Here is a 14,523-nt window from a genome sequence, read left to right on the forward strand (position 1 = left end):
ATACTTATTGTTAGCTATTTTTTTAAATATTCATTGATCGTGATTGTTACACTACTATTAATTTCAACTAAATCATTAATTATAGATATCACTTCCTCTATAGATTGAGATTGTTCAATCATTGCACATTTTTCAGACATCGAAATACATCCTATTATATTAGAACCACTTTTCATTTTATGAGCTAAAGACTGGCTTTCTTTTATTTTTCCATCTGAAACAAAGGAAGTTAGCATATTAATATCTTTTTCATTTTGAATTAAGAACTGTCTTAATATCTCAAGCACAACTTCTTCATTATTAATGAGCGATACAAGCTTATTAATATCTAATAATTCATCTTTTTTCTTAATTTCATTTCCCGGAATATAATATAATTGATTTTCCATGGAAATATCGAGTAACACTTTTTCCAATCCATCAATTGTGATTGGTTTAAATAAACAATCATTCATTCCAGACTGAAGACACTCATTAACTACTTCTTGTTGAGCATTTGCAGTGTAACCTATAATATAAGCTGGACCATTATTATTTTCATTCTCATATTCTCTTATTTTCCTTGCCAATTCATAACCATTAATATCTGGCATATTACAGTCAGTTATTATAATCTGATAATTTTTATTCTTAATTAAATCCAATGCACTGCGCCCACCGTCAACTCCATCAACTTGATGACCAAGAAACTTCAATTGCTCAGATAGTAACAATCTATTAGGGAAATAGTCATCAACAATTAATATGTTTATACTTTTAATTTCCATATTAATATGACTAACTTCTTTTGATGACTCGTCTTTATTATCAATTGCTATCATAAAGGGCGTAATAATAGTAATTTTGGTCCCTATATTTTCTGTACTCTCAATACTAAACGAAGATTCCATTAAGCTACAAATCGATTTAACAATCATTAAACCTAACCCTGTCCCACCTCGTCCTAGATGGTTATTCGCCTGATTAAAAGCTTCAGATATATTTTCTAATTCAGATTCTGGAATACCAATCCCAGTGTCTTTGACTACAAGTTTAATAATGCGAATATCTTCTGATTTATCAATTAGTGTTATGCTAACATTAACCTCACCTTTATCTGTAAATTTTATTGCATTGCTTATAATATTAAGCAGTATTTGTTTTACTCGTGTCTCATCAAAAGTAAAATCTTCGAAAATATTCTCATCAAAATGAAGAGTTAAAGATATGCCTTTTTGTTTAGCTAGATGACTATATATGTTATATATAGAATTAACACAGTTCTTTAAATTATTCCTTTTAGGTTTTAACGTTAATCGTCCAGCTTCAATTTTTGCAATATCTAATATATCACCAATTAAGGTTAATAAATCTTGTGCAGCTTCATTAGCAATACTAATAGAGTGAAAATCAAACTCTTGATGTTTTGATTTTTTCAAGGCTAAATCTAATAAACCAACAATAGCATTAATCGGAGTTCGAATTTCATGACTCATCGTTGCTAAAAATCGACTTTTCGCAATATTAGCTGAATCGGCCAACTCTTTAGCATCAAATAGTTGTTGAGTTAGTTCGGCACGGTCACTAATATCTATCCATCCACCAATGACACCGTCAACACTATTTCCATTTTTTACTCTAAATGGCTGTATCCAATGATATAAATAAAGTATTTTATTATCTTTGAAAACTTTTCTATCTTTAAAAATTGCTGAGTCTTCATTAATAGAAATTAGATGATCACTATGAATTTCTTGTCTAGTTTCATGAGCAATGAAGCTATTAGAAGTTTTTTTTCCGACAAGATTTACATTTTCCTTATCTATAAATCGACTATAGCTTTTATTATAAAGAATATATTCCAAATTACTATTTCTCACATATATCGGGTGTGGAATACTATCCACTATTATTTGCATAAAGTTTAATTGCTGATGAAGCTGTTTTTTTACAAGTAAAGTTTTCTTATAGCTCCTATATAAAAATACACCACTTAACACAATAATTAACAAAATAAAAAACACAGATACTATCATTGTATATATAGTATATCGATAATCCCTCCATGTTTGTGAAACAGGTACTGCATTTCTTTGCCATCGATTAGCAATAAGATTCATATCTTCAATAGTAATTAATTTCAACAATTCGTAATTAATGTTAATAACCTCTTCATTATTTTTATCTATAACAAAATTAAAAATATCTGGTTTAATTTCGGTTACTAAATCTTTTATCATTAATTCATTTCTAAAATATTTATCTAAATAATAGTTGCTTGTTATTAGAGGCGCTATTGATATGGCTTTACTCGATGTTTTTGTTAAATCAGTTAAAGCTTCTAAATAATTTTTTGACATCACAATTTTTTTATCAGGATACAACTCATTGATACTATTTTTCAAACTTTCTGATTCTGGAATAAAAACAATATCAAAATCACCATTAAAGCCCATTTTAGTAATAGTAACTAAAGTTGATTTCGCAACAAATCGATTAAAAACTTGAGTATTATCATTCAAATTAGACTTTGGTAAAACAGTAAGGTCAGCTTTACCTGAATTTAAAATATCTAATTGCTCCCGCTCATTAGTAACAAATTGATATTTAAATTCAATACCACTAAGAAGCCTAAAAAGCTCCAAAACATCTATAATAATCCCTCTCGGAATTTCATTTGCATCTAAATAACTGATAGGTGCTGAATATTTAGAAAGTACAACATTTATAGTACTGCTCTTAAAATTTTCTTTCGCTAAAGATCTTGCATACAATAAGGTATCTCTTTCTGGAACAGACATACCACCACCATTCCAATAGTTAGATAGTCTATAAGATAAATTACTATCTATTTTAGATAAAATAAAGTCGATAAATTCTATTAACTGATAATTTTCCTTTTTAGCTGAAAAGGCGAATCCTTTAGAATCAATTTCAATCAAATCATGAAACTTTATTTTACCGATAAACTCTCGGTTAATTTGATAATTGGCTGAGTATAAATCAAGAATAATATAATCGACCTCACCTTGAATCAAAGCAGATATAACCTCAGATGGTGTTTTGTATAGAGTCAATTTTGAATCTGGAAACATTTTTAATATATCTTCATTTTTTAAATACTCATTAACCATACCTATTTTATTTATTAAAGCATTTTCAGATAAATCTCTCAAAGTAAATAAAGATGGTACATCTTGCTTATAAGGTAAACTTAACTGGAGACCAAAATATTCTTCATATGAGTTAGAGGTCGTTAATAAATCTATTTCACTTTTTTTTATGGCATTAATAGCATCCACTCGATTTTGATATGGTATTAAAGTCACTTCAATACCAGCTATCAATTCAATAACTCTTAAGTAATCAGCGGTTAATCCCTCATAAAAAACATTTCTACCACTGCTTACAGTATCATAAGGGGAAAAGTCATTTAAAACAAAACCTACTTTCAACTTTTCAGGTTTATACCCTGAATAACTGTTTAGAAAATAACTTGAAATCGAATCTAAATCATAAGATTGATAATTAACTGAACTACTTATTTCATATGTGTAACAATTAAAAGAGAAAATGAAAATAAAAATAGATTTTGAAAGAATCGATAATACAAATCTCATACATTATTTCTCTTTGCTATAGAGATAAGATCAACTATATTTTTAGCATTTAATTTATCCATAATTCTTTTTTTATACGTGCTGACAGTTTTGTTGCTGATCAACATTTTTTCTGCTATTTCGTTATTAGAAAGTCCCGAAACTAGATAGTTAAACACGACTATTTCTCTAGCTGATAAGATAGATAAATCATTTTGATCTTGTACAGTTGATAAGTGAGTTACACAGTCGGGGAAAAATTTATACCCAGCAGCAATTGCTTTCATTGCAGTAACCAGCTCTTCTAAACCTGTTTCTTTTGAAAGATAACCATAAGCACCGGCCTGCATACATAGACTCACAAAATGTGAGTTAGGCTGTGACGTTAATACCAAAAACTTTGTTGTAATCCCCATTGCAGTACAACGTTCGATAACGGATATCCCATCAATCAAGGGAATAGAAATATCAATAACGACAATATGTGGTTGATATTCTTTTATTTTTTTTATAGCTTCCACACCATTTTTAGCTTCAGCCACAACAGAAAAATTGTTTTTCTCTAATATAACTTTTGCAGCCATCAATACAATTGGGTGATCATCAACTAAAATAATATTTGTCATAACACTCCTAATGAAAGAATAAGGAAAATAATTATCATTTATAATAATAAGTTTTTATGTTCGTTATCAGTTTAGCAGTTACTGATTAACGTGCAATAAAAAAGCCCAACGATTTGGGCTTTTTTATGTTTCTAAATAAAATCAATTAATAGGGAATTAATCCTCTTCATGAGGATCAGCACCAAATAACCAAGTAACTGCATTAGCAAAAAAGATAGAGTTTGATACATCATAACGAGCACCTCTACCATAGTTTGGCTTATCTACAGGCGTCCAATCCGCCTCAGGATCATCAAAATTAATCTTATAATTTTTTACATAAAATGGATACGCTCTATTATTATCATTGGGTGGAGTACCTGAAACTCTGAATCCAATAAAACCAGCATCACCAGTCCATACAAATTTTAGCTTGCTATGTCTTAATGCCGTAATGGCAGCATCACCTTCTCTAGGCTGAGTATTGCCTGATACATCAAATCCATTACTGTAAGCGACATAGCTATTTTTGGGTAAGTTATGAACATAAGAAACACTCGATTGATCAAGTCCCCAGTATTTATTTCTGATGTCACCAAAAGGACCATTAACAAGTGGATCATCGATATCCTTAAACTGAAAAACACCACCAGCGGCAGAAGTAGTTCCATAATTAACTTGATCACCAAATACTGCAAACATAATATCCCTAGTTGATGCGTTAGTTTGTGAAAAGTACATTAATACTCCGCCATCATAAAGAAAATCTCTTAATCGATTTGTGGTTACCGCATCTGGTCGATTAGGGTAACCTATATGAACAATAGCTGGTGGATAATCTCTATCTAACGCAGCGCGTAGCACCGCATATTGATAATCTCGTGCAGTTTCAAAAACCCACTGTGCATCCAAACCCACTTTACCTTCCGGACCAAAGTTAAGCTTACTTTTTAACACTGCATTTGCAGCAATTGTTCGTCTAGATACAGGATCAACTTCAGCAGCAGAATTAAATCCACTATAAGACTGATTATTTAAGCTACCCATGCCAAACATAAATATTTCATCAATGACATCTATCACTCTTGAAGAGGTATACTGACCATCACGACTGGTTACAGTAACGGTTGCTGTGCCTTTACTTCGCCCTACTGCTCTTCCTGTCATCGTATTAACAGTTAAAACTGATGGATCGCTTGTTGTCCAAGTTAGACCTTTAGTATAGAACGTATTGTCACCAGTACTATTAGTATAAGTGACAACTAGATCTTTATAGGTTCCAGTAATAATGTAGAATGGATCTCGAATTTCAAAATCTCTAATATTTAGATTCAGACAGCTTACAGATGCAAGCTGGGTTTCTTCTCCACTAGACACACTACCGCGATTATCTTGATAGATACTTATTTCTTCTGTCCCAACATCCTTAAGCCAATAGTTTAAATTCTTAGCCCATGTTGCAGATTTCGCTAACTGATTCGAGCGTTTTTGAGTAATTAATTCAATTTCTTCAGCACTAGGCAACCGTCCTCCCTTAGCTTTACAATAGGCCCCTGCTGTTTTAGCATCAAACAGTGCGATATTAAGTGGTTCAGAAACAAAACCATCTATTGTTTGTGTGCTTTGATAGTTAAAACCGTATTTATCACTTATCGATTGCACTAGAGGACCTGAAAGAGTAAAACTGGATCTAACATCACCCGTATCATAGTAATAGTCTTTTATTGGTGAGGAAACACGAATATTTATCACACCAACACCATATCCACCATTATGATCAGAGATCATATAATTAATGTAATACTGACCGGGAACTTTAGCTAAGAATTTAATTTTTTTATTATAAAAATCTATCGTATCAAGCTTTTCCGAATCAAATGGGAGGCTGACTGATGCATTCGTTGATTGCACATCAATAATTTGTAATGGATCCCCGTCCGGATCAGAGATAAAATCACTCACATCAATGATGATCTCTTCGTAAGCGGGGACAGCTCTAATCATATTACCTGGGTCATAATAGTAACTGAACGACCCCACCTCAGGCGGCTGGTTGCCTTCTCCCGACACACCAACTAATACGGTACCAATATAATATTGACTCGTATTGCTATTATACGCACTATAGAATAATCGGTTATAACCCGCTTCTTGTACGCAATAATTGAGTGTATTCATCGAGGAACCAAAGGAGTTCACCACACCTGAGCCAATCACGTCTATATTTGGCTGAAGGCTCGCCCCATTGGGGATGACATCTTGCAAAGAGATGGATGAGCAAGTTTGAGCTTCCAATGCAATTGACTTTGGTGGTAGCGTAAAAGACGCTAAGCTTGCCGTATTTACCGATACCTCTTCTTGCACCAATACACGTGAATAGCCAGTTGCCGTAGCTGGTGTTTGACTTTGATTTGCACTAACTGTGTATTTGAAACTGCAGGTGGTTGGATCATTAGTTTCAATTTCAAACTGGGTATCACCAACACTCGTTACTTGGCAGCCTTGCTGGTTAGTTAGCGGCTCAACGCTTGACAGCGTCACCGCTGCATTCACATCGGATGCAATCACATCGCGATCAATCATCACCGTCGCACGAGAATAAGGTTTAACCATTCGAGTAATATCTTGAGTATGCAAAGATACCGCTTTTTGTTGTGGTGGCGTTATTGGAGAAACACTATCTTCTTGTTTACAAGCGAATAAAAGTAAACAAAATAAAATGACCAACCCTTTTTGACTTTTAGACATATGACCTTCTAATAAAGATTTTCGTACCAGCATAACTACCTCAGTTTATGTTTAACAATCAGACACCTTTACTTTAGTTCATACTAGTAAAAAGGGGTCACCACCGCCTAAGCGGTGGTTGAAATATGAAAACGCAAAGCTTAAGTGTAGTGACTGAACTTACTATTGTTATAATAATATATTCATTTAATCTTGTGATTGAACTGAGCCAAAAAGCCATGATATTGCATTAGCAAACATAGTGGAATTAGATACCTCATACCTAACTCCATGACCAAACTCTTTTGTCCCAGGTCGCCAATCAGCAACAATATCATCAAAATTATCTGCATAATTTTTAACGTTAAATGGATAACCAGTAAGATTTGCTATGGACGATCTAGGATTTGCAGAATAAAAAGACGTGAAACCAGCATCTCCTGCCCATACAAATTTATACCTTTTATGCCTGATAGCTGTTGAGTAACTTTTATATTGTTCATCAGAAGTAGCTCCTCGCATTCCTGACCAATCGTATGCATTACTTAAAGATACGTAAGAATTTTTTGGTAAGTTATACACATAATCTGTAGCCGATCTATCTTGCCCCCAGTATTCTTTTCTTAAATCACCAAATGGTCCATTTATTATAGGATCATCAATATCTTCAAATTGATGAACCGCACCAGAACGAGCAAAACGACCAACCTGAACACTATCACCAAATATAGCTCTAAAAAGATTTCTAGTTGATGTTACTCCTTCAGTAAAGTATATAATAACGCCACCATCATAGAGAAAGTCCCGAAGTAAATTAACCGTAGTAGAACTAGGAGAATAAGGGTAGCCGATATGCACAACAGCAGGTGGTAGATCCCTTTCTAAAGCTCGTCTTAAATTTGAATCATTCGTACCAAAATCTTCAAAAATGAGAGTTGCTCGCAATCTTACAGTGCCATCATCACCAAAATTATTACGACTTTTAAAAACAGCATTTACTGGATTGACTCTTCCGCCACTACCAAATTCTACTGCAAGATTATATCCATTATTTCCAGTTCCCATGCCGACAATAACTAATTCGTCAATAACCTCAACATCAATTTTATCAGTAAGTTTACCATCAGGTGTAATAGCCGTTACCGTAACTATACCTTTTCTTTTTCCTATCACTCGACCTGTTAGTCGATCGATACTTAAAATTGATGGATCACTTGAATGCCATTGAAGAGGCCTTGTGTAGATACTCTGTTCACCCGTTGAATTAGTATATCTAACAACAAGATCCCTGAAGGTATCAATAACTATATATTTAGGATCACGTATTTTAAAATCTAATAAATTGAGGTTTAAACAAGCCACAGAAGCGACCGAGGGTACACTCGCATCACTTGGATTTATGTCGTTATAAACACTTAGTTTCCCACTACTTAAAGATTCCGTCCAGTACGACAATCCTTGAGGCCATCCTGCATTATTTGCCAACGCATTTGCTTGCTTGCTAGTAATTAACTCGATCTCTCCTGTTTCAGGTAGCCGTCCTCCTTTTGCTTTGCAGTAAGCTCCTGCTGTTTTAGCATCAAACAGTGCGATATTAAGTGGTTCAGAAACAAAACCATCTATTGTTTGTGTGCTTTGATAGTTAAAACCGTATTTATCACTTATCGACTGCACTAGAGGACCTGAAAGAGTAAAACTGGATCTAACATCACCCGTATCATAGTAATAGTCTTTTATTGGTGAGGAAACACGAATATTTATCACACCAACACCATATCCACCATTATGATCAGAGATCATATAATTAATGTAATACTGACCGGGGACTTTAGCTAAGAATTTAATTTTTTTATTATAAAAATCTATCGTATCAAGCTTTTCCGAATCAAATGGGAGGCTGACTGATGCATTCGTTGATTGCACATCAATAATTTGTAACGGATCCCCGTCCGGATCAGAGATAAAATCACTCACATCAATGATGATCTCTTCATAAGCGGGGACAGCTCTAATCATATTACCTGGGTCATAATAGTAACTGAACGACCCCACCTCAGGCGGCTGGTTGCCTTCTCCCGACACACCAACTAATACGGTACCAATATAATATTGACTCGTATTGCTATTATACGCGCTATAGAATAATCGGTTATAACCCGCTTCTTGTACGCAATAATTGAGTGTATTCATCGAGGAATCAAAGGAGTTCACCACACCTGAGCCAATCACGTCTATATTTGGCTGAAGGCTCGCCCCATTGGGGATAACATCTTGCAAAGAAATGGATGAGCAAGTTTGAGCTTCCAATGCAATTGACTTTGGTGGTAGCGTAAAAGACGCTAAGCTTGCCGTATTTACCGATACCTCTTCTTGCACCAATACACGTGAATAGCCAGTTGCCGTAACTGGTGTTTGACTTTGATTTGCACTGACTGTGTATTTGAAACTGCAGGTGGTTGGATCATTAGTCTCAATTTCAAACTGGGTATCACCAACACTCGTTACTTGGCAGCCTTGATGATTCGTTAGCGGCTCAACACTTAACAGCGTCACCGTTGCATTTACATCGGATGCAATCACATCGCGATCAATCATCACCGCCGCACGAGAATAAGGTTTAACCATCCGAGTAATATCTTGAGTATGCAAAGATACTGCTTTTTGTTGTGGTGGCGTTATTGGAGAAACACTATCTTCTTGTTTACAAGCGAATAAAAGTAAACAAAATAAAATGACCAACCCTTTTTGACTTTTAGACATATGACCTTCTAATAAAAATTTTCGTATTAGCATAACTACAACTAATTATAGTCTCAATATGAACATTAAATATCGTCTAATAAATAAAGTGCTAGCCGTTACTCTAGCACTTAAAAATTAACATATTACATGTTAAGGCTCTGATACACAGGACGTGTAAAAACTGTTGATGGGAGACATGTCACCACTGTAACCATCAGCGAGGTTCACATGGTAATAGTTATCCGCAACAGATAGCGTCGTCCAATAGGGAGTACTGACTGGCCAACCACGAGCGGAAGTCATATTTCCGAAGACATTAAACAGCTCGCTTTTTAACTCATCTACTGTTGGTAAACGCCAATTAGTTCGTCCACCAATAATATTGGTGTTATAACTGACACATAGATCACGTGCTCTATACCAGGTGAATGTGTAGAAATTACCACCTATGTCGTTGTTTATGATAGCATCTACATCTTGACTACCACCAATACTATTAAAGAAGGCTACAGACGGTGAGTTAGTAAATAGTTTACCACTACCTGTATTAAAAATATCAATACATGGACCAGTTAAATCGTCACACACTTTATCTTTATTCTTATAGCAACTTAAGTAACTTGTTTCTGGGATAATTTCATTATCACCGACATATAAAGTATTCAAAATATCTGTTTTAAAAGATTGCCCTGTATAGACTTGAGTACCTTGTTCATCCGTTTGTATTCCCTGAAGAATATATGGCTTATCAATCGGCCATAGTGTCTTAATGTCGTTAATAGCCGACAATTTATATATTGAGTCGATGATTGATTTACTCGGCAATTTTGCACCATATAAGGTACAAATCGCTTCGGCAACGTCATAAGTGAACGTTGCTATTTCGGCACTTTTTTGCGTGTCTACATTTGGTGAAGAATAGTCAAAACCAATCTCTAAAGCATCTTCTAATGTGATTGGCGCCATCAAAGTTCCTAAGGGCGTTTTAATATCTTCAAATGGCCCCTTAACGTAGAACATCACCTGTCCCATTACAAAAGCACCGAGGTTATCCGTTAACAAATAAGATAAACTGTAATCTCCCCGACTGGGCGCAGAAAAAGTTAAAGACGTACCATCAGTGCTTGCACTCGCATTAATGGTCGAAACCTGAACTATTTCAAGCGTGTCACCTTCTGGATTATCAACCACACTCGATAACTGTGATAATGAAATAGTCACAGTTTGGTCAACCTCTAATGACGTGTTATACCGATAGCTTTGTACAGAAAATCCCATATTCGTTTTATTTCCCACAGCGATATCTATTTGACCTAGATAGGTTTCCATACCATTAGTCAAGCCATAATAAATACGATAGGCACCAAGTTGAGTTGTTTGATCTGTTGCAAAACGAAAACCACTTTCAAAAAATTCAAACATCGCACCAGATGGGCCAGATAACGCGGCAGTACTAATACTAAATCCTTGATTAACTTTATCTGAATGAAGTTGATTTATATCAATGTATAAAGGGTTATCTTGAATTTGTACAGCATAGCTATAAATAGGCAACCTCGGTGCATCAAAATTCAAAGAATTTAACGAACCTGTAGTATTTATAGCTGATAACGATGCGCTTTTAGCAAGGTGTAAAATTCCCTGACTACCGAAAGATCCATCAAACGACTCAGTTTGATATTGATAGATACAGTTACCCACTGTATCTGGATTTATTACTAATTCTGAATCATTGATATTGAAATTATAGCAGTCAAACTCATTTACTTCGGCAATTAATTCAATATCACTAATACGTTCATTATTACGCTTCGCTAAGGCTATAGTCGTAGGTTTATCTATTAACACGGTTCTAGTTATATTATGCAAAGAGGCGTTAATATTTGATGCACTCGGTGAAGATTGAGGCCGCTCGATAATATCTTTATCATCACTTCCATTGCATCCAGCTAAAAGTAATCCAGACAGAAGAATACTTATTATTTTTATATCATTCATGATCAACATACTCATTTAAATGATGGGTATCAAATTAATAGGTTTCAATATTATTATTATGTTTTAATAATCTATTGAAAATAACCTCAACACGTCGATTCTTTGCTCGTCCTTCATAGCTTAGGTTATCTGCAATTGGCTTATCTTCCCCCATTCCAATAACAACAACTTGGTCGGATTTAATACCATTTTTAATAAGATAATCTGCCACTGATTGAGCTCTTTTATACGATAATTGATAATTATACAATGGTCGACCAATACTATCAGTATGGCCAATAATAGTAATCATACCTTGAGATTTTTTAATTTTAGGAATTAGCTTATCAATGTCGTTAGCTGAGATTAGTTCATAACTGTCATTTGCAAAGTTACTATAAAAACTTTCTGAAACAAGTTCATAATTTACTTGCTGAATTTCAGTTTTTTCAACAATCTTTTCAACTTCTTGAAAAACTGTCTTCGTTCTGGACTGACCAAACTTATAACTCAAACCAATTGAGCTAAATGTAACATCTTTACCTTGATTAAAGTTGTCCTCTTTTTCTTTAAAATCTATATGCTGAACCTCTGCTCTTAAAGACCATTGATCTGTTATGTCATATTCTAAACCTGCAGCTCCCAATAAGCCAAAATAGTGACTTTTATTTGTATATGATGAAGGTTGATTAAGGTATTGATACCCCAATCCCAACTTAGCATAGGCATGTAAATGACTAGTTATATCGAGAACTCTAAATTTACTTAATATTTCCCCACCCCAAATACTCGTATTACTCTCTATAAAATCAGAATTTATTTTATAATCTGGACTACCATAATTACTGATCGAACCTTCTAGAGCGTACCAACGATTAAACTGGAAACCAGAAAAAACAGAGTATCCGAAAGTATCTATTTTACAATTTACTTTATCATCACAATTATTACTATACCTAGCCCATCCTAATTTCTGACCAGCATAGAAATAACTCTCGCTTTCATTATAAACATCATCATTAGAATGAGCAAAATTAAATGATAAAAATGATAAAAATGATAAAAATATAATTGTAATTTTTTTTGTATAGTCATTATAATATCTCTTCAAAAATAACTGTAAACGTATCTATATGTTCACCAGACTCTAGCTCTTCTGCAGAGACATGTTCATAACCAATTAAAAGCTCATATTCAAATGAATTAGTTGCTGTTGATACTCGCCGTTCTACTGGTTGAGCTGCTTGTGCAGTTAGCTGACCATCTTCAACAATAGAAACCACTTCACAACTAGGACAACGTATGTAATAGTTTATCTCACTTTTTTTGAAAAATGTTTCATCTTTTATTAGCCTTTTCATTTTATATTCTCTATTCGGAAAAACCATCCTTATACCTGATTGAAAATAACCATTTACATTAATAGAGAATTGTGTTTCACCTGATGCTGTATAATTTGTTGTATCATAAATGGGTTCAATAGTTTTCTTGGAATCAGCAATGATCTCTTTTAAATACTCTGGGCTATATTCTAATTGTACAGAAAATGAAGACATGGGTATATTACGATAAGTGATAATACCATTGGATTTATAATAATATTTTAAACTAACAGGTATACTACCAGTATAAATACCACCAATGGGGTCACTTAAACCTTCAAATGCAGTGACAAGTGCATCTTTATCTAAATAAAATATAGGTCTAACAAAATAAAAAGGCTGAACGTTACTTGAAAGTAGAAAACTGGTATTAGAAAAACAACTTTCTGATGATAAACCAATCGATGTTAATGAGTTAGGAAAGACCGAAAGAGAAACACTCGTTCCTGAAAACGAAGTACCATTATTACAAACCGATCCAGTGACAATCGGAATAGCCTCACGAGTTAAACCTGAAACACCTGCCGTATTATACTCAATACCAACTAATTTTATTGGCAAATCAACTTTACCTCCAGGCCCAACTAGTTCAAATTTATTAATCGCTGTCATTATCATACCCGGCTGCCAGTGGGTAGTTGGAGCTAAATTACTGACTACTTGCCAGTCACTCAAAGTATAAAGGTGAGTCGATGATGTTTGCTGTGCATTTCTGAGTAACATTTCATCACCGTTAAGACTAATATTTAGTGTTGCGGATAGACTAGGAAATGCAACAAAACAAAATGCCAATACTATTATTCGCCATCTATACATTATAATTCCTCTGAGTTTTTACTATTGTGTCAGCCTAACTCTTCTTACATAAGTACTATCATGATTAAGAATCACCGCATTCAGTGTATGGCTTTGTATCCCCTCTGGTAACAAAAAGCTCTTCTTTCTTCCGGCTAAAACAGTAAAAGCCGCACGACAGTTATTAATTATTTCTTTAGTACATTGATCAATACCTACTCTAAGGAAAGTATTACCTGTATTTTCTACATAAAGATATTCGCCATTGTTTTCTATATTGTATGAAACTTTAGATTCATGTGCTGGAATAATATAAAGTGGTGCATAGCCGACATTTAATGCTACGACTGGAGCTTCCCCTTCATTTTCAGAGTATGGAGCTGGAGCAAAGTTAATTTGATATACTCTATCTTTATCAAAATTACATTCTCCAATACATAAAGAACGAACACCGACATTTCTTTTTAAACCTGATTCTATAATAACTTGTGGATGCGTTAATGTAATCTCCCAATCCATTAGGTTTGAATTATCGTATGGAGTCCTAATGATTTCTTCTCCTTGAACATCAAATTTGATAATAGAACCCGATACATAGGTAGTATATGAGTCATCATTCGTTAATGTAAAAACACCATTACCTGATTTATCACCGACAAGTAACATTGTATCTATTGACAGGGCGTTAGCTATATTTGATATAAAAAAATCAAACCA

8 protein-coding genes are annotated in these 14,523 nt (G+C 34.0%); all 8 read right to left on the reverse strand.

Features of this window, described 5'->3' with window-relative positions; genetic code table 11:
• Positions 1-14: 14 nt before the first annotated feature.
• The 8 genes from VIB_RS13550 to VIB_RS13585 all read right to left on the reverse strand — a co-directional run bounded on the left by VIB_RS13550 (position 15) and on the right by VIB_RS13585 (position 14,472).
• Positions 15-3,599, reverse strand: coding sequence for an ATP-binding protein (locus tag VIB_RS13550; RefSeq protein WP_004396775.1), 3,585 nt, complete (start codon positions 3,597-3,599; stop codon positions 15-17).
• Positions 3,596-4,204, reverse strand: a complete 609-nt coding sequence (locus VIB_RS13555) for a response regulator transcription factor (protein WP_004396776.1) — start codon at positions 4,202-4,204, stop codon at positions 3,596-3,598. The genes VIB_RS13550 and VIB_RS13555 overlap by 4 nt, the downstream gene beginning before the upstream one ends.
• 156 nt (positions 4,205-4,360) lie before the next feature.
• Positions 4,361-6,964 carry an Ig-like domain-containing protein gene (locus VIB_RS13560; protein ID WP_004396777.1) on the reverse strand — a complete coding sequence of 868 codons (2,604 nt, stop codon included), beginning with the start codon at positions 6,962-6,964 and terminating at the stop codon, positions 4,361-4,363.
• Positions 6,965-7,117: 153 nt separating this feature from the next.
• Entirely contained in the window at positions 7,118-9,670 is a 2,553-nt protein-coding gene (locus VIB_RS13565) for an Ig-like domain-containing protein (protein WP_004396778.1), read from the reverse strand.
• 132 nt (positions 9,671-9,802) lie between these two features.
• Positions 9,803-11,650 (reverse strand): Lcl C-terminal domain-containing protein, encoded by a 1,848-nt coding sequence (locus VIB_RS17095; protein ID WP_004396779.1) that lies wholly within the window; start codon positions 11,648-11,650, stop codon positions 9,803-9,805.
• A 34-nt stretch (positions 11,651-11,684) separates the two neighbouring features.
• Complete coding sequence (locus VIB_RS13575) at positions 11,685-12,740, reverse strand: OmpA family protein (protein ID WP_004396780.1); 1,056 nt, start codon at positions 12,738-12,740, stop codon at positions 11,685-11,687.
• Positions 12,724-13,827 carry a hypothetical protein gene (locus tag VIB_RS13580; protein WP_004396781.1) on the reverse strand — a complete coding sequence of 368 codons (1,104 nt, stop codon included), beginning with the start codon at positions 13,825-13,827 and terminating at the stop codon, positions 12,724-12,726. The genes VIB_RS13575 and VIB_RS13580 overlap by 17 nt, the downstream gene beginning before the upstream one ends.
• A 21-nt stretch (positions 13,828-13,848) precedes the next feature.
• A complete protein-coding gene (locus VIB_RS13585; protein ID WP_004396782.1) occupies positions 13,849-14,472 on the reverse strand; it encodes a hypothetical protein in 624 nt (207 codons plus the stop codon).
• Positions 14,473-14,523: the final 51 nt, after the last annotated feature.

Origin of the sequence: Vibrio metschnikovii CIP 69.14 (assembly GCF_000176155.1) — a bacterium.
GTDB lineage: Bacteria > Pseudomonadota > Gammaproteobacteria > Enterobacterales > Vibrionaceae > Vibrio > Vibrio metschnikovii.

Coding starts and splice junctions, on each gene's coding strand:
- VIB_RS13565 (WP_004396778.1), bottom strand. CDS start 9,670: ATGTCTAAAAGTCAAAAAGGGTTGGTCATTTTATTTTGTTTACTTTTA.
- VIB_RS13580 (WP_004396781.1), bottom strand. CDS start 13,827: ATGTATAGATGGCGAATAATAGTATTGGCATTTTGTTTTGTTGCATTT.
- VIB_RS13555 (WP_004396776.1), bottom strand. CDS start 4,204: ATGACAAATATTATTTTAGTTGATGATCACCCAATTGTATTGATGGCT.
- VIB_RS13560 (WP_004396777.1), bottom strand. CDS start 6,964: ATGCTGGTACGAAAATCTTTATTAGAAGGTCATATGTCTAAAAGTCAA.
- VIB_RS13550 (WP_004396775.1), bottom strand. CDS start 3,599: ATGAGATTTGTATTATCGATTCTTTCAAAATCTATTTTTATTTTCATT.
- VIB_RS13585 (WP_004396782.1), bottom strand. CDS start 14,472: ATGTTACTTGTCGGTGATAAATCAGGTAATGGTGTTTTTACATTAACG.
- VIB_RS17095 (WP_004396779.1), bottom strand. CDS start 11,650: ATGAATGATATAAAAATAATAAGTATTCTTCTGTCTGGATTACTTTTA.